Annotated in this window: 16 protein-coding genes, 1 tRNA gene and 1 pseudogene; 10 read left to right on the top strand and 8 right to left on the bottom strand. The window is 70.9% G+C overall.

Features of this window, described 5'->3' with window-relative positions; translation table 11 throughout:
- Window positions 1-20 precede the first annotated feature (20 nt).
- Complete coding sequence (locus ABD785_RS07390) at window positions 21-1,079, top strand: D-alanyl-D-alanine carboxypeptidase family protein (RefSeq protein WP_344823678.1); 1,059 nt, start codon at window positions 21-23, stop codon at window positions 1,077-1,079.
- Window positions 1,080-1,951: 872 nt separating this feature from the next.
- Here the strand turns inward: ABD785_RS07390 and ABD785_RS07385 are convergent.
- From ABD785_RS07385 to ABD785_RS41290, 4 genes and pseudogenes are all read right to left on the bottom strand, one after another.
- Entirely contained in the window at window positions 1,952-2,653 is a 702-nt protein-coding gene (locus tag ABD785_RS07385) for a maltokinase N-terminal cap-like domain-containing protein (protein WP_344823675.1), read from the bottom strand.
- Window positions 2,654-2,665: 12 nt separating this feature from the next.
- On the bottom strand, window positions 2,666-3,088 hold the full coding sequence (gene mscL / locus ABD785_RS07380; RefSeq protein ID WP_344823672.1) for a large conductance mechanosensitive channel protein MscL: 423 nt from the start codon (window positions 3,086-3,088) through the stop codon (window positions 2,666-2,668).
- Window positions 3,089-3,226: 138 nt separating this feature from the next.
- A complete protein-coding gene (locus ABD785_RS07375; RefSeq protein WP_344823669.1) occupies window positions 3,227-3,451 on the bottom strand; it encodes a hypothetical protein in 225 nt (74 codons plus the stop codon).
- A 154-nt stretch (window positions 3,452-3,605) separates the two neighbouring features.
- Window positions 3,606-3,986 (bottom strand): annotated as a pseudogene (locus tag ABD785_RS41290) (histone H1-like repetitive region-containing protein); the annotation flags it as partial.
- A 215-nt stretch (window positions 3,987-4,201) separates the two neighbouring features.
- On the opposite strand from ABD785_RS41290, the gene ABD785_RS07370 reads away from it, so the two are divergent.
- Window positions 4,202-4,489, top strand: a complete 288-nt coding sequence (locus ABD785_RS07370; RefSeq protein ID WP_344823666.1) for a hypothetical protein — start codon at window positions 4,202-4,204, stop codon at window positions 4,487-4,489.
- A 385-nt stretch (window positions 4,490-4,874) separates the two neighbouring features.
- Complete coding sequence (locus ABD785_RS07365; RefSeq protein WP_344823662.1) at window positions 4,875-6,977, top strand: MMPL family transporter; 2,103 nt, start codon at window positions 4,875-4,877, stop codon at window positions 6,975-6,977.
- A gap of 67 nt (window positions 6,978-7,044) precedes the next feature.
- Here the strand turns inward: ABD785_RS07365 and ABD785_RS07360 are convergent, their stop codons facing one another.
- The 4 genes from ABD785_RS07360 to ABD785_RS07345 all read right to left on the bottom strand — a co-directional run bounded on the left by ABD785_RS07360 (window position 7,045) and on the right by ABD785_RS07345 (window position 10,646).
- Window positions 7,045-7,389 (bottom strand): FmdB family zinc ribbon protein, encoded by a 345-nt coding sequence (locus tag ABD785_RS07360; RefSeq protein ID WP_344823659.1) that lies wholly within the window; start codon window positions 7,387-7,389, stop codon window positions 7,045-7,047.
- A 108-nt stretch (window positions 7,390-7,497) separates the two neighbouring features.
- Window positions 7,498-9,006 carry a potassium/proton antiporter gene (locus ABD785_RS07355; RefSeq protein WP_344823656.1) on the bottom strand — a complete coding sequence of 503 codons (1,509 nt, stop codon included), beginning with the start codon at window positions 9,004-9,006 and terminating at the stop codon, window positions 7,498-7,500.
- A 34-nt stretch (window positions 9,007-9,040) separates the two neighbouring features.
- Window positions 9,041-10,003 carry an NAD(P)-dependent oxidoreductase gene (locus ABD785_RS07350; RefSeq protein WP_344823654.1) on the bottom strand — a complete coding sequence of 321 codons (963 nt, stop codon included), beginning with the start codon at window positions 10,001-10,003 and terminating at the stop codon, window positions 9,041-9,043.
- A gap of 31 nt (window positions 10,004-10,034) precedes the next feature.
- Entirely contained in the window at window positions 10,035-10,646 is a 612-nt protein-coding gene (locus tag ABD785_RS07345; RefSeq protein ID WP_344823651.1) for a 5-formyltetrahydrofolate cyclo-ligase, read from the bottom strand.
- Here ABD785_RS07345 and galU point away from each other — a divergent pair.
- The 7 genes from galU (at window position 10,645) to ABD785_RS07310 (ending at window position 15,286) form a co-directional block, all read left to right on the top strand.
- Window positions 10,645-11,547: a UTP--glucose-1-phosphate uridylyltransferase GalU gene (galU, locus tag ABD785_RS07340; RefSeq protein WP_344823648.1), complete on the top strand. Its 903-nt coding sequence runs from the start codon at window positions 10,645-10,647 to the stop codon at window positions 11,545-11,547. The two genes, ABD785_RS07345 and galU, sit on opposite strands and share 2 nt — an antisense overlap.
- Before the next feature lie 36 nt (window positions 11,548-11,583).
- Window positions 11,584-12,783, top strand: a complete 1,200-nt coding sequence (glp, locus tag ABD785_RS07335; protein WP_344823645.1) for a molybdotransferase-like divisome protein Glp — start codon at window positions 11,584-11,586, stop codon at window positions 12,781-12,783.
- Entirely contained in the window at window positions 12,780-13,247 is a 468-nt protein-coding gene (gene moaC, locus ABD785_RS07330; RefSeq protein ID WP_344823642.1) for a cyclic pyranopterin monophosphate synthase MoaC, read from the top strand. The genes glp and moaC overlap by 4 nt, the downstream gene beginning before the upstream one ends.
- Window positions 13,248-13,249: 2 nt before the next feature.
- Complete coding sequence (locus tag ABD785_RS07325) at window positions 13,250-13,729, top strand: MogA/MoaB family molybdenum cofactor biosynthesis protein (RefSeq protein ID WP_344823639.1); 480 nt, start codon at window positions 13,250-13,252, stop codon at window positions 13,727-13,729.
- 36 nt (window positions 13,730-13,765) lie between these two features.
- Window positions 13,766-14,371, top strand: coding sequence for a GNAT family N-acetyltransferase (locus ABD785_RS07320; protein WP_344823637.1), 606 nt, complete (start codon window positions 13,766-13,768; stop codon window positions 14,369-14,371).
- Between the two features lie 204 nt (window positions 14,372-14,575).
- A complete protein-coding gene (gene sepX / locus ABD785_RS07315; protein WP_344823634.1) occupies window positions 14,576-15,163 on the top strand; it encodes a divisome protein SepX/GlpR in 588 nt (195 codons plus the stop codon).
- Between the two features lie 49 nt (window positions 15,164-15,212).
- Window positions 15,213-15,286, top strand: a tRNA-Ala gene (locus ABD785_RS07310).
- Window positions 15,287-15,301 lie beyond the last annotated feature (15 nt).

The following is a 15,301-nucleotide window of genomic DNA, read 5'->3' as shown; positions in this document are numbered from 1 at the left end:
GTCGTTTTCGGAGCATTTGAGTGTCGAGTCCTCGGTCGGTGCGGTTGAGTGCGGTCGCGCTCGCCACACTCGCCCTGGTGGTGTGCGGTGCGCCGCCCGGGGCGGTGGCTTTGGCGCCCGGGACCGACAAGGTCGAAGAGCTGCGCCGTCAGGCCAACAAGGCCCGCGACGACCTCGACAAGCTCGACAAGGACCTCAAGGAGCAGATCCACAAGAGCTCGGCCGCCCGTGAGAAGCTGAAGGACACCGTCTCCAAGCTCACGCTGGCCGACGCCGAGTACGAGAAGCTCCGGGGGCCGCTCGCCCAGCTCGCCGGCTCCTCCTACATGACCCCCACGTCGTCGGGTTCGCTCGCCCTGTTCGGCTCGGCGGACCCGGAGGACGCCCTGCGGGCCGCGTCCGACGTCTCGCATCTCGCCGACGCGAAGGAGAGGCTGCTCAAGACCGCGGGCGATCTGCGGCAGCGCCGCGAGGACCTGGTCAACGAGCAGCAGAACCTCCAGTCGCAGACGGCCCTGGGCGCGGCGAAGGTCTCCAAGCAGCGGAAGATCGTCTTCGCCCGGATCAACCAGATCACGGACAAGCTCAACCAGATGCTGAAGCGCCTGGACCTGGACCGTGACACCCGGCTGACCCTCCAGTGCGACACCTCCCTGGCCAAGGAGGCGACCCAGTTCCCGAACGGCCTGATCCCGAGCAAGTACCTCTGCAAGCTCCCCCAGAAGCCGTTCCTCCTGCGCGCCGACGCCGCCCTGACCTTCTACAAGCTGAACACCGCCTACCGGAAGCGCTTCGGCAAGGACATCTGCCTCCGTGACGCCTACCGCGACCTCAAGGAACAGCAGCGCCTCTACTACACCCGCCCGGGCTTCGCCGCCGTCCCGGGCCGCAGCAACCACGGCCTCGGCCAGGCCATCGACATGTGCGGCGGCATCGAGAACCAGGGCTCCCTCCAGTTCAACTGGATGCGCGCCAACTCCCTCACCTACGGCTGGTTCCACCCCTCCTGGGCCTACTCCAGCCCCTTCGAACCCTGGCACTGGGAATTCGGCACAGGCGAAAAAGCCTCCCAAGACTGACCCCGCCACAGCCGCCCTCCCCGCCGACCGCCCGCCCGGCCTCTCCCGCGCCTTGAGCCGCACCCCCGCACCTGAAACCTGCTCGCCTCGGGCGTCGATCTCGCAACAGGCTCCAGGCCGCGTCTTACGGCTCCTCGCCCACTCCGCGACGCCCGGGCGGTTAGCGGGCTCGCCGACGGTCATCGCCCAGGCGGGCGGGCCGCTTCCCGGAGTGCCCGGAGCGTGCGTCTGAATGCCGCTCGCCAGGGACGAGGCGAGGGGGTGCTGCTCGCTGCGGGCGGCCGATCTCGCAACAGGTTCCAGGCCGCGCCTACGGGATCCGCGCTCCGTGACGCCCGGGAGGTTAGCGTGCGGGCTCGCCGACGGTCATCGCCCAGGCGGGTGGGCCGCTTCCCGGAGTGCCCGGAGCGTGCGTCTGAATGCCGCTCGCCAGGGACGAGGCGGCTGGAAGCACTGTTTGTTACGGGCGGCCGGCCTCGCAACGGGCTCCAGGCCGTGTCTCGGGGATCCTCGCTCGCTCCGCGACGCCTGGGAGGCCAAAGTGCGGGTTTGCCGAGGTCACGCCCAGGCGGGCGGGCTGCTTCCCGGAGTGCCCGGAGCGTGCGTCTGAATGCCGCTCGCCATGCATGAGGCGGCTGGGGGCGCTGCTCGCTGCGGGCGTCGGCCTCGCAACGGGCTCCAGGTCGTAGCTGATGGAGGTTCCTTCCGTTCCGCGGCGCTCGGGCACGCTGCTCGCGAGCTTGTCGACGGTCGCTGGTCATTGCGTAGCGACTGGTCCCCGGCACGCCCTGGGTGCGTACCTGGACGCCGCTCCGCGCGGGCGAGACGGGTGAGAGGCGCTGCTTGCTGCGGGGCGCCGCGGGGTGCATGGCTCAGGGCGTGGAGTGGAGGGTGGCGAAGAGGCCTCGGGCGGGGGTGCCGGAGGGGGTTCGCCAGTGGCCGGTGACGTGGCCGATGGGGTGGTCGGTGGGGTGGGCCGTGGGGTTCGGGTTCGGGGTCAGTGGGGTGGCCTGGTTCGGGGTTGGGGCCTTGGTGGGGGTGAGGAGGCGGTGGAGGTGGAGGGTGGTGCCGTGGGGGGCGGGGAGGGTGGTGCCTTCGGGGGTGTCGGTGGTGGGGGTGGTGAAGTCGGTGGGCGGGAGGGAGGGGGCGGTGCAGGAGCGGGTGACGTCGGGGTCGGGGGTGTCGGTGATGCTCTGGGCCTGGGGGTGGGCGCGGCCTTCGATCAGGGACTGGAGCTGGGTGATGAGGACGGGGTCGTGGCAGCCGTCGTAGGCCCAGCGGGAGCCCAGGACGCCGTGGTCCATGGTGCCGATCAGGGCGTGGCCGGCGCCCGGCAGGGGGGCGCCGCGGTAGGTCATGGGGACCAGGTAGGTGACCGGGTCCGGGGTGGACGTGTCGGTGACCACCATGAACTCGATGCCGACCTCGCCCTCGGGGTCGTCCAGGCGGAAGCCGCCGGCCTTGGCCAGCTCGGGGCCGCCCGGACCGCCCCGGTACCAGGGGCGGGACGGCAGCCAGGCGGTGAGCAGCTCCAGCTTGGTGGGGGTGAGGACGGTGCGGTGGATGACGGCCATGCCGGAATTGTGTCAGCCGGTGCTCGGGGTGGGGAGCTGGACGTTCGGGTCCTGCTGGACCGTTCCGCAGAACTTGCAGCGGGAGGCGGCCAGCGGGATGTCGCTCAGGCAGTCGGGGCAGGACTTCTCGTCCGTGGACAGGTTCATCCGGCGCATCGCGCTCATCATCGGCCTGACCACGAGGAAGTAGATGATCGCGGTCGTGATCACGAAGCTGACGAGCTGGGTGAGGAAGAGGCCGTAGGGGAAGACCGTCGTGTTGATCGTGAACGTCAGCGAGTCCAGGTTGGGCTGGCCGCCGAGCAGGGCCAGCAGGGGGTCGATGAAGCCCTTGGTGAAGGACGAGATCAGGGCGCTGAAGGCGCCTCCGATGACGACCGCCACCGCCAGATCGACGATGTTCCCCTTGAACAGGAACTTCTTGAAGCCCTCCATCGTGGCACCCCCGGTGTTCGCTTTCCCTGTCCTGACGCGACGGCAACTCATTGAGTCATGTCTCTATCCCCGGCCCTTCCCCGGACCGGTTCAAGGCAATCACCCCTCTCCGCCCGCTCAGGGCGGCCCACGGCCCGCTCAGGGCGGCCCCACGATGATCGCCGTAGCGGGCGCCCCCGCCAGCGCCGCGGCCACCCTCCACGCCGCCCCCCGCGCGACCGCCACGACCACCATCGCCGGCCTCCCGCCCTCGGCCCCCCGCACCAGCAGCACCGGCGCCCCGGCCACCAGCACCCCCGCAGGCGCCCCTGCCCCCGAATCCCCTCCACCCGCCGGCCCGCCGAGCACCGGAATCCCGAACATCGCGTCTTCGCGAGGGAGACCCCCGAGTGGAGGGCTCGCGCCCGGCCCGCCCGCGGGCGCAGGGCCCGTGAGCGACGGCTTCCCGAGCGCCGGATCTGTGGGCGACGGACCCCCGAGCGCCGGGCCCGTGAGTGATGGCCTCCCGGACGTCGGATCAGCGGGCGACGGCCCTCCAAGCGCCGGGCCTGTGGGCGACGGCCCCCCGAGCGCTGGGTCTGTGAGTGATGGCCTCCCGAGCGTCGGATCTGCGGGCGACGGCTGTCCGGTTAGCGGATCTGTGGGCGACGGCCCCCCGAGCGACGGCTGTCCGGGTAGCTGGCCTGTGGGCGACGGCCCCCCGAGCATCGGATCGGCGGGCGACGGTTGTCCGGGTAGCGGATCTGTGAGTGACGGACCTCCGAGCGCCGGACCTGGGAGCGACGATTCCCTGGTTAGCCGGTCTGTGAGTGACGGCTTCCCGGGTGGTGGGCCTGTGAGTGACGGCCTCCCGGGGAGTGGGTCTTCGAGTGGGGGCGTTTCGAGCCGCAGGCCCGCGTGCGGCCCTGCGGTGAGCGTCGGATTCATGAGTGAGGGGCTGCCGGGTGGGGGGACTTTCGGCGGTGGGCGTCTGAGGGCCGGGGTCGTGAGCGGCTCGGCTTGGGGCGGAGCGTGGGGGGCGGTGCCGCTCGGGGTCGTGGTGGCCGGGGGCGGGAGGGCTTCGGGGCCTGGTTCGTAGGTGGGGGGTGGGGGCCGGGTGGTGATGAGGTCGACGTGGTCGCCGGGGTGGAGGAGGGCGGCGGTGGAGGGGTCGGCCAGGAGGACGGGGAGGGCGGCTGTGGCGGGGCCGTAGGCGGACAGGAGGGCGGGGGACAGGAGGCGGAGGTCGGTGAGGGGTTCGCCGCGGCGGACCGGGGCGGCCAGCAGGGGGTGGCGGGGGAGGGCGCGCAGGGCGCCCGCGGGGGGAGCCCTGAGAGGGAGGCGGCGGACGTCCTCAGGGGTGAGCCGGATGCCGGACTGGAGGTCGCGGGCCGCGACGAGGACGGTCTCCCCCTCCGGTAGGGGGCGCAGGGCCTGGACGGCCAGGAAGGCCGCCAGCGCGACGCAGAGGGCGGCGAGCGGGCGGCGGTGGCGGATGACCAGCGGCTTCATGCCCCGAACGCTAGAGAAGACCGGCCCCTGATCGTTCCCGGCCCTGTGGAAAACCTCCGAACCCCTACCCCGTAAGGGCTAGCGGCCGGATGCGACCGATGACCGATGACCCCTTGACGGCCCGCGGGACAGCATCAGGGTGCGGTCGGGGGAAACCCCGATGGCCCCGAGGCCCGGGCTGAAGGACCATCGGAAGAGCACCGGTGAGACGCGATATTACTTGACACATCGCGACCCGTCGGGGAACGCTGACCGAAGAACGCGACATATCTCGATACGACGACGGGAAGAGACCATGAGAGCCCTAGCAACCCTCCCGGCCGGGCGCCGGGCGAAATGGCTCGTGCTGGTGGTGTGGCTGGCCGCGCTGGCCTTCCTGGTGCCACTCGGCGGGAAGCTGGGAGACGCGCAGGAGAACGACGCGGCCGCCTGGCTGCCGGGCGGCGCGGAGTCCACCCAGGTACTGGAACTGCAGAAGAAGTTCGAGACCGAAGAGACCTCACTGGCGATCGTGATCTACGAGCGTCAGAGCGGGCTCACCCCCGCCGACCAGGCGAAGGCCAAGGCGGACGCCGCCGCCTTCGCGAGCGTCGACGGCGTCGCGGGCCCGGTCACCGGCCCCATCGTCAGCAAGGACGGCAAGGCCGTGCAGGTCCTCTTCCCGGTGCAGGCCGAGAAGGAGATCGACGCCACCGACGCCGCCCGCGACGTCGTCAAGCGCGGACCCCCGCAGGGCCTCGACATCCAGGTCACCGGCCCGGTCGGATCCGCGGCCGACCAGATCGAGGTCTTCGAGTCCCTCGACGGCTTCCTGCTCATGGCCGCCGGAATCGTCGTCGTCTTCCTGCTCCTGATCATCTACCGGAGCCCGATCCTCTGGCTCGTCCCGGTGTTCTCCGCGGTCGCCGCGCTGATGACCGCGATGGCCGTCGTCTATCTGCTGGCCGACAAGGCCGACGTCACCGTGAACGGGCAGAGCGCGGGGGTGCTCAACGTCCTGGTCTTCGGCGTCGCGACCGACTACGCCCTGCTGCTCGTCGCCCGGTACCGCGAGGAACTGCACCGCCACCCCGACAAGCACCAGGCCATGGCCATCGCGCTCCGCAAGGCCGGCCCCGCGATCCTGGCCAGCGCCGCGACGGTCGCGGCGGGCCTGCTGTGCCTGATGGTCGCCGAGCTCAACTCCACCGCGGGCCTCGGACCGGTCGCCGCCGCCGGCGTCCTGTGCTCCCTGCTCGCCATGACGACCCTGCTCCCGGCGCTGCTCGTCATCATGCCCCGGGCGATCTTCTGGCCGGTCGTCCCGCGCTTCGACACCAAGTGGGAGGACCCGGAGGCGTTCGAGAAGGAGCACGGCATCTGGTCGCGCGTCGCCCGGCTCGTCAGCTCCCGCCCGCGCGTCCTGTGGATCGGCACCGCGGTCGTCCTCGGCGTCATGATGCTCGGGATGGGCGCGCTCAACACCGCGGGCTTCTCCAACAAGGGCGCGTTCGTCGACAAGCCCGACTCGATCATCGGTGAGGAGATGTACGCCCGGCACTTCCCGGTCGGCACCGGCTCCCCGGTCGTGGTGATCGCCAAGGCCGCCGAGGCCGCGCCGCTGAAGGCCGCCATCGCCGGGACGAAGGGCATCGCCGAGCCCGGCAAGGAGACCGTCAAGGGCGACCTGGTCCGCTACGAGGCGCTGCTGAGCGACAAGGGCGACTCCAAGGAGGCCGAGAAGACGATCGAGCGGCTGCGGACGAACGTCCATGCCGTGCAGGGCGCCGACGCCAAGGTCGGCGGCATGACGGCCGCGACGCTCGACATCAAGAACGCCGCCGGCAACGACAACCTGCTGATCATCCCGATCGTGCTCGTGGTCGTCGTCCTGATCCTGATCGGCCTGCTCCGCTCGCTGATCGCGCCGCTGCTGATGATGGCGACGGTCGTCGCGAGCTTCCTGGCCACCCTCGGAGCCTGCGGACTGATCTTCAAGTACGTCTTCGACTTCGAGGCGGTGGACCCGGGCTTCCCGCTCCTGGCCTTCATCTTCCTGGTCGCCCTGGGCGTCGACTACAACATCTTCCTCATGCACCGGGTGCGCGAGGAGTCCCAGTCGGTCGGGACCCGGCGCGGCATCGTCCGCGGCCTGACCGTCACCGGCGGAGTGATCACGTCGGCGGGCCTGGTCCTGGCGGCCACGTTCGCGGCGCTGACCGTCCTGCCGCTGGTGGGCATGGTCGAGATGGGCTTCGTCGTCGCCTTCGGTGTGCTGTTCGACACCCTGATCGTCCGCAGTCTCCTGCTCCCGGCCCTCGCGTTCGACCTGGGCAGCAGGATCTGGTGGCCGAGCCGCCTGGCCGCCGAGCCCGGCCCGGACCCGCTGGAGAAGCGCACGCTGGAGCGCGTCTCCTGAGGTGACCACCGGAGAACCGGAAGATCCCCCGCACCGCGCCCGGCGGTACGGGGGATCTTCTGGATTTCTAGGCGCTGGTGCTCGCCGTGGAACCCGAGCTGGAGGAGCCGGCCGTCGAGGAGCTCGAGCTCGACTCGGACTTCGCGGCAGGGGCGGGGACCGAGGGGGTGTCGGACTTCTTCTCCGTGGAGGAGCCGTTCGACGGGGTCGTGACGGGGGTGCTCGACTTGCCGGAGCCCCGGCTGTCGTTGCGGTAGAACCCGGAGCCCTTGAACACGATCCCGACGGCCGAGAAGACCTTCCGCAGCTGTCCGCCGCAGTTCGGGCACTCGGTCAGGGCGTCGTCGGTGAACTTCTGGACGACTTCCAGACCCTCGCCGCAGTCGTTGCAGGCGTACTGGTACGTGGGCACGTGCCCTCCTTCGCTTCTGGCACTCGGCTCCGCCGACTGCCAATGGTAAGGCCTAGGGCCTTCTTCTTGGACCCCGCCCTACTGCGCGCCGGGTCCGAGAAGCAGGCCCTAGTCGCCGTGCTCTCCGAACCAGCCCGCGAGCTTGCCGCGACGGCTGACGGCGCGCAGCCTGCGTTCGGCGGCCTCGCGGTCGGCAGCGGTGGTGACGACGAGGAGTTCGTCACGTTCCTGGAGGACGGTCGTAGGCCCTGGAACAAAGCTGTGCCGCTCGACTATTCCGTCGGCGCCGCGGATCTCGCGGAGCACGAGGGTGATCTGCGCACCCGGGGGGAGACGCAGCTCGAAGATCTCGACGCCCGCCATCTGCGAACCGTCGGGGATCTTGATCTCCAGCAGGTCGGCGTGGAGTTCCTCCAGAGGCGCCGCCTCGACGCCGAGGTCGGCGGGGGCGCCGTCCAGGGTGATGCCGAGCCTGCGGGCCAGTGGCGGAAGGGTCGGGCCCTGCAGGATCGTGAAGATCACGACGATGACGAAGACGGCGGCGAACAGCTTGTCGGCCCCCGCGATGTCCTCCGTCATCGGGACGGTCGCCAGGATGATCGGCACCGCCCCGCGCAGCCCCGCCCAGGACAGGAACGCCTTCTCCCGCCAGCCGACCCGGAAGCCGATCGTCGAGACCAGCACCGAGACCGGACGCGCCACGAACACCAGCACGAGCCCGGCGACGATCCCGTGCCACAGCTCGCCCGGCAGCTCCGTCGGCGAGGCCAGCAGCCCCAGCATGATGAACAGCCCGATCTGGGCCAGCCAGGCGATGCCCTCGGCGAACCCGAGCGTCGCGGGACGGTGCGGCAGCCGGGCGTTGCCCAGCACCAGGGCTGCCACGTAGCAGGCGAGGAAGCCGCTGGAGTGCAGCAGCGTCGCGCTCCCGTAGGCCCCGACGGCCAGCGACAGCACGGCCAGCGGATACAGGCCGGACGCGGGCAGCGCGACCTTCCGCAGCACCCAGGCCCCGCCCCAGCCGATCGCGATCCCGACCAGCGCCCCGACGGCCAGCTCGAACGCCAGCAGCCCGACCAGCCCCGCGGCGGTCGTCTTCTCGTCCGGGGCGCTGAGCACCAGCACCAGGATGACGACGGGGGCGTCGTTGAACCCGGACTCGGCCTCGAGGATCCCCGCCAGCCGGTGCGGCAGCGGCAACCGGCGCAGGACGGAGAAGACGGCGGCCGAGTCGGGCGGCGCGAGCACCGCGCCGAGCAGGAACGACAGCCGCCAGTCCAGGTCGAACGTGAGATGGGCGGCCGCCGCGACGATCACGATGCTCAGTGACGTCCCGATGATCGCCAGGGAGAGGGCGGGCGGCACCCCGGACTTGACGTGCCGCCAGTTCGTGGTGAGCCCGCCCTCGATCAGGATGATGACCAGGGCGGCGAGGCCCAGGGTCTGGGCGAGGTCGGCGTCGTCGAAGTCGATCCCGACGACGGACTCGCCCAGGAGCAGGCCGAGGCCCAGATAGGCGAGCAGGCTGGGAAGCCCCAGCCGATAGGACAACCGGACGGCCACGATGGCGACGAGAACCATCGCGGAACCCAGTGCGAGCCACGCTTCGAGTCGCAACCGATCACCTCCGGCATCAATTATCCCGGAAGGATCAGATGGTCTCGCTCTGGATAATCGGGTTCAGACCGTTCACGACGTGCTCTACCGGGCGTCCGGCGAGCGCGGAGGCCAGGTTCTCGAGCACCACGCCGATGATCGCCATCTGGGCCTGATCGCTCACACCGGCCTCGTGCGGGGAGAGCAGGACGTCCTCCTCCAGCAGCAGCGGATGGTCCGGCGGGAGGGGCTCGGTCTCGAAGACGTCCAGGGCGGCCCCGGCCAGGGCGCCCGAGCGCAGGGCGTCCAGGACGGCCCGGTCCGGGACGATCCCGCCGCGCGAGACGTTGACCAGAAGCGCCCTGGGCGGCAGCAGGGCCAGCTTCTCCGGGCCGAGCAGCCCCCGGGTCTCCCCGGTCAGGGGCAGCGTGACGACCAGCACGTCGCTGGCCGCGAGCAGCTCGTCCAGGCCGAGCCGGCCGGGATCGGGCCGCGCCGAGCGGTTCCAGTACGACACCGTGCAGCCCAGCGCCCGGAACAGCCCGGCCGCGGTCGACCCGATCGCCCCGTAGCCGACGATCCCGACCCGCTGGGCGTGCAGTTCCCGGCCGCCGATCCCGCGCTGGAGCCAGCGGCCCTCGCGCATCCGCCGGTCGGCGAAGGCCGTCCGGCGGCAGAGCGCGAAGGCCGCGCCGACCGCCCATTCCGCCACCGAGCGGACGTTCGCCCCGCCGGTGTTGGCGACGACCACGCCCCGGGCCGTCAGGGCGTCCAGGTCGAGGCTGTCCGTCCCGACCTGGGGCTGCTGCACGAACCGCAGCCGCCCCGCCGCGGCCACCACCTCGGCGTCGAGGGGGAGCTCGCCGGTGAAGTCGCCGACGATCATCTCGGCGTCGGCGACGGCCGCCAGCAGCCCCGCCCGGTCGCGGGTCGCGGGCAGCACGAGCTCCGCCGGGAGCCCGGCGAACAGGTGTCTCAGCAGGTCCGGGGGGAGGGGCATCAGTGCCGCGATCTTCATCGGCACAGCCTACGGAACGGTGACGCGCACATCACAGGCGCCTGAAACCGCCCGAAGGTGTGACTACCGCTCGAACGGGAATGTCGTGGTCGAAGGCGGGCAGTTCATCCACGAACTCCTCGTCGAACACGACACCGACGGTCAGGATCGCGGGTCCCACCCGGGCGAGGGCCCGGTCGTAGGAGCCGCCGCCCTGGCCGAGCCGCCGCCCCCTGCGGTCGACCGCCAGAGCGGGAACGATCACCACGTCCGCCGCCTTGACGGCCCCGGCCCCGCGGGACGGCTCCGTCGGCTCGAGGATCCCGTGCGGACCCTCGACCAGGGACTCGGGCCCCTCAAAGGACGCCCAGTCCAGGTCACCGTCCGGCAACAATCGAGGAAGGAGCACGTAGGAACCCCGCTTCCAGAGCGCGAACAGCAGGCTCTGGGTGCCCGGCTCGGTGCCTACCGACGAGTAGGCCGCGATGGAACTGGCCATCTCGACCTCCGGGACGGACAGCAGGGCGTCTCTGATCAAGGATGAGGCTTGTACCCGTGCGTGGGGTTCAAGGTTTTCGCGTCCGGCTCGTATACGTGCCCGCAATGGAGCCTTAACGTCGTCCTGCACTCGGGACCCTCCGGAGTTGACTAGGGTTTTTCTCATGGCCGACATCTCACCCGTAACGAAGGCAGTGGTTCCCGCCGCCGGGCTAGGAACACGATTCTTGCCCGCGACCAAGGCGACTCCCAAGGAAATGCTGCCGATCGTCGACAAGCCTGCGATCCAGTACGTCGTCGAAGAAGCCGTCTCCGCCGGGCTCTCCGACGTTCTCATGATCACTGGACGATCGAAGCGTTCCATCGAAGACCACTTCGACCGGGCGTACGAACTCGAGGACGCCCTCCGCAACAAGGGCGACCAGGTCCGCCTGGCCTCCATCCAGGAGTCGGCCGAACTCGCACAGATCCACTATGTCCGTCAGGGTGAGCCCAAGGGCCTCGGCCACGCGGTTCACTGCGCCCGCCAGCACGTCGGCCACGAGCCGTTCGCCGTCCTCCTGGGCGACGACCTGATCGCCAGCCAGGACAACCTGCTCCAGCGCATGATCGAGGTCCGCCAGCAGTACGGCGGCTCCGTGGTCGCGCTGATGGAGGTCGACCCGGCCCAGGTCTCCAAGTTCGGCTGCGCGGCGATCTCCGCCGGCTCCGAGGAGGACGTGGTGAACGTCACCGACCTGGTCGAGAAGCCCGCCGCCGACGAGGCGCCGAGCAACTGGATCATCATCGGCCGGTACGTCCTCGACCCCGCGGTCTTCGACGTCCTGGAGAAGACCCCGCCCGGGCGCGGCGGCGAGATCCAGCTCACCGACGCCCTGCGCACCCTCGCGACGATGGACCCCGAGGCCGGCGGCGGCGTGCACGGCGTCCTGTTCCGTGGCAGCCGCTACGACACCGGCGACAAGCTCGACTATCTCCGCACCGTGGTGCAGTTCGCCACCGAGCGGGAGGACCTGGGCGCCGAGTTCCTCGGCTGGCTCAAGGAGTTCGTGAACCAGCAGGATTAGTTCGTGGTGGCCCCTGGTTCGTGAAATACATGGGGCATGAGAACAGTCGAGGAGCATCTGCGGGCCGTCCTCTCCCAGCTCACGCCGCTGCCCTCCCTCCAGATGGCGCTGCTCGAGTCGGCCGGCACGGTGCTGGCCGAGCCGGTGACGGCCCCGGTGTCGCTGCCCCCGTTCGACAACTCGGCCATGGACGGTTACGCCGTCTGCGCTTCGGACCTCGCCGTCCTGCCCGTCACGCTGCCCGTCGTGGGCGACGTGGCGGCGGGGGACGGCGGGGTCATCGGCATCAGGCCCGGGCTCGCGGCGCGGATCATGACCGGCGCGCCGATGCCCGGCGGGGCCGACACGGTGATCCCCGTCGAGTGGACCGACGGCGGGGCCGTCTCGGTGACGATCCGCCAGGGCGCCGCCGCCGGGAACTACGTGCGGCGGGCCGGTGAGGACGTCCGGGCGGGCGACGTGGTGCTGCCCGCGGGGACCCGGCTCGGCGCCCCCCAGCTCGGGATGGCCGCGGCCGTCGGACGGGCCCATCTCATGGTGCGGCCGAGGCCCCGGGTCGTGGTCCTCTCCACCGGGGACGAACTCCGCGACCCCGGGACGAAACTGGCTTACGGCCAGATCTGGGACTCCAACTCCTTCATGCTCACGACGGCCGTCAACGAGGCGGGCGGCAAGGGGTTCCGGCAGGCGTTCGTCGGGGACGACGCGTCGGCCGTCCGTGAGGTCCTCGACGACCTCCTCGCCAGGGCCGACGTGATCATCACGACCGGCGGGGTCTCCATGGGCGTCTACGACGTGGTCAAGGAGGTCCTTTCGGGCGGCGGGGACGTGGAGTTCCAGAAGGTCGCGATGCGTCCCGGCAAGCCGCAGGGCTTCGGCCTCCTGGACGGCCGCTGCCCGATCTTCACCCTGCCCGGGAACCCCGTGTCGGCCTACGTGTCCTTCCAGGTCTTCGTGCGGCCCGCGCTGCGCCATCTCCAGGGCCTGCCCGCCGAGGGCCTCCCGGTCGTCACCGCGACGTGCACGGAGCCGCTGACCTCGCCCGACGGGATCGAGCAGTACCTGCGCGCCACCCTGACCTTCGCCGACGGCGTCTACTCGGTGCGCCCGGCCTCCGCCCAGGGGTCGCACCAGATGGGCGCGCTCGCCGACGCCAACGGGCTGATCGTGCTGCCACGCGAGGTGACCGAGGCGCCGGCAGGCTCCCGGGTCAGAGTCCTTAAGCTGCCCTCGTGACCGAATTCTCGCATCTGGACGACAAGGGCGCCGCCCGCATGGTGGACGTCTCCGCCAAGGAGATCACCGCCAGGACCGCCACCGCGACGGGCTTCGTGCGGCTCTCCGCCGCGTGCGTGGGCCTGCTGCGCGACGGCGCCGTGCCCAAGGGGGACGCCCTGAGCGTCGCGCGGATCGCCGGGATCATGGGGGCGAAGCGGACGCCCGACCTGATCCCGATGTGCCATCCGATCGCGCTGCACTCGGTGAAGGTCGAGCTGGAGATCGTCGACGAGGGCGTCTCGGTGCGGGCGACCACCCGGACGGCCGACCGGACCGGCGTCGAGATGGAGGCTCTCACCTCGGTGACCGTCGCGGCGCTGGCCCTGATCGATATGGTCAAGGCGGTGGATCCCCGGGCGACGATCACGGACGTCAGGGTCGTGGAGAAGACCGGCGGCAAGACCGGTCACTGGGAGGCATAGACATGCGCGCGCTGGCCGTCACGATCTCGAGCAGGGCCGCCGCCGGGGTGTACGAGGACCGGTCGGGGCCGGTGCTGGCCGAGCTGCTGCGCGAGTACGGCTGCGCGGTCGACGGGCCCAGGATCGTCCCGGACGGGCCCGCGGTGCTCGCGGTGCTGAAGGAGGCCGTCGAGGCCGGCTACGACGTCGTCGTGACCTCGGGCGGCACCGGGATCAACCCGACCGACCAGACGCCCGAGATGACCCGCGAGATCCTCGACAAGGAGATTCCCGGTATCTCGGACGCGATCCGCAGGACCGGACCGGCGACCTCGATCCTCTCCCGCGGGCTCGCCGGGGTCGCCGCGAAGACGCTGATCGTCAATCTGCCGGGGTCGACGGGGGGCGTCCGGGACGGCATGGGCGTCCTCGGCCCGGTGCTCGCCCACGCGGTCTCACAGATCGGCGGTGGAGACCACCGGCGGGATTCGGATGGCGCTTGAGGGCTTGCGCAGGCAATCATTGGTCGTGTGGAACGCATGAGGGGTTGGCCGGTCACGCTGTCGGAGGGCCCGGTCGGCCTGCGTCCGTTGCGGATGCGGGACGCGGCCGTCTGGCGTGACGTCCGGGTGCGCAACGCCGAATGGCTGCGCCCGTGGGAGCCCACCAACCCCGAGACCCCCTTGTTCCGCAGCGGCCTCGGGCCCTACCTGGGCATGGTCACCACGATGAAACGCGAGGCCAGGCACGGGCTCGCGCTGCCGTGGGTGGTCACCCACGAGGACCAGTTCGTCGGGCAGCTCACGATCGGCGCGATCGTCTGGGGGTCGGCCCGCTCCGCCCAGCTCGGCTACTGGATCGACAAGGCCTGCGCCGGGCGCGGGGTGATCCCCACCGCCGTCGCCCTCGCGGTCGACCACTGCTTCTTCACCGTCGGGTTGCACCGGGTCGAGGCCTCGATCCGGCCGGAGAACGCCGCGTCGCGCCGGGTGGTCGAGAAACTCGGCTTCCGCGACGAGGGGATCCGCCGCCGTCACCTGCACATCGACGGTGCCTGGCGCGATCACATCTGCTACGCCCTCACGGCCGAGGACGTTCCCGATGGTTTGGGCGCCCTCTGGCGGGCACGTAGCGCCCGACACTGACACTTCGCAGGGGAACGACTCTCACGATCAAGAAAAATTCGGTCAAGCCAGGGTCATTGCTAGAGAGATCTCACGACACACCGCCCCGTATGCTCGTCAAGCGCAGACACAGGGTCCTACCGTGCGGGACGTGAGCATGAAGGCGTCCGAGACCCGCATCGCTCCCTCGGACAGGCTTTCAGCCCCGTCACAGGAGGGACGCCGATGAGCAGCACCCTCCTTTACCTTGCGATCGTCGCGGTCTGGGCCATCGTTCTGGTACCCATGTGGCTGCACCGCGACACCGAGACGACCACGGGCTTCTCCCGCCTCCTGCACCGCCGCGGCGACCAGCCCGGCACCGTCGCGGCCGACGACCTCACCGAGCACCCCGACGACGAGCTCACGCCCGTCCCGGGGCCCGCGCAGCGCCGCAACCGCCGCGCCGCCGTCATCGCCCGCCGCCGCCGCCGCACCACGGGCCTGACGATCCTGACGGCCACCGTCCCCCTGCTCCCGATCTTCGACCTGGCCCCCTGGTACGTCACGGCCCCGCCGGCCCTCCTCCTGACCGCCCACCTGGCCCTCCTCCGCACCGCGACCAAGATCGACGCCCAGCGCGCCGCCGAGGCCCGCGAGAACCGCCGCCACCAGATCCGCCTCGAAGCCGAGGCCCGCGCCGCCGAAGCCGAGGCCGCCGCCACCCTGGCCGCCACGCCCGACGCGACCCTCCTCAACTTCACCCCCCGCACCGACCTCTTCGACCAGTACGCCGAAGACCCCCAGGACACACCCCGCGCCGTCAACGACTAACCGATTACCGCCCACCCCCACCCCCCTGCTAAAGTCAGACCCGCACCACGGGGATGTAGCGCAGTCCGGTAGCGCACTTCGTTCGCATCGAAGGGGTCAGGGGTTCGAATCCCCTCATCTCCACAGTGGTCAAAGGCC

It is taken from the genome of Actinocorallia longicatena, from assembly GCF_039534125.1.
In the GTDB taxonomy this organism is placed as follows: Bacteria; Actinomycetota; Actinomycetes; order Streptosporangiales; family Streptosporangiaceae; genus Actinocorallia; species Actinocorallia longicatena.
The sequence above is the reverse complement of the archived record's forward strand: the minus strand, read 5'-3'. Positions and strand labels throughout refer to the sequence as shown.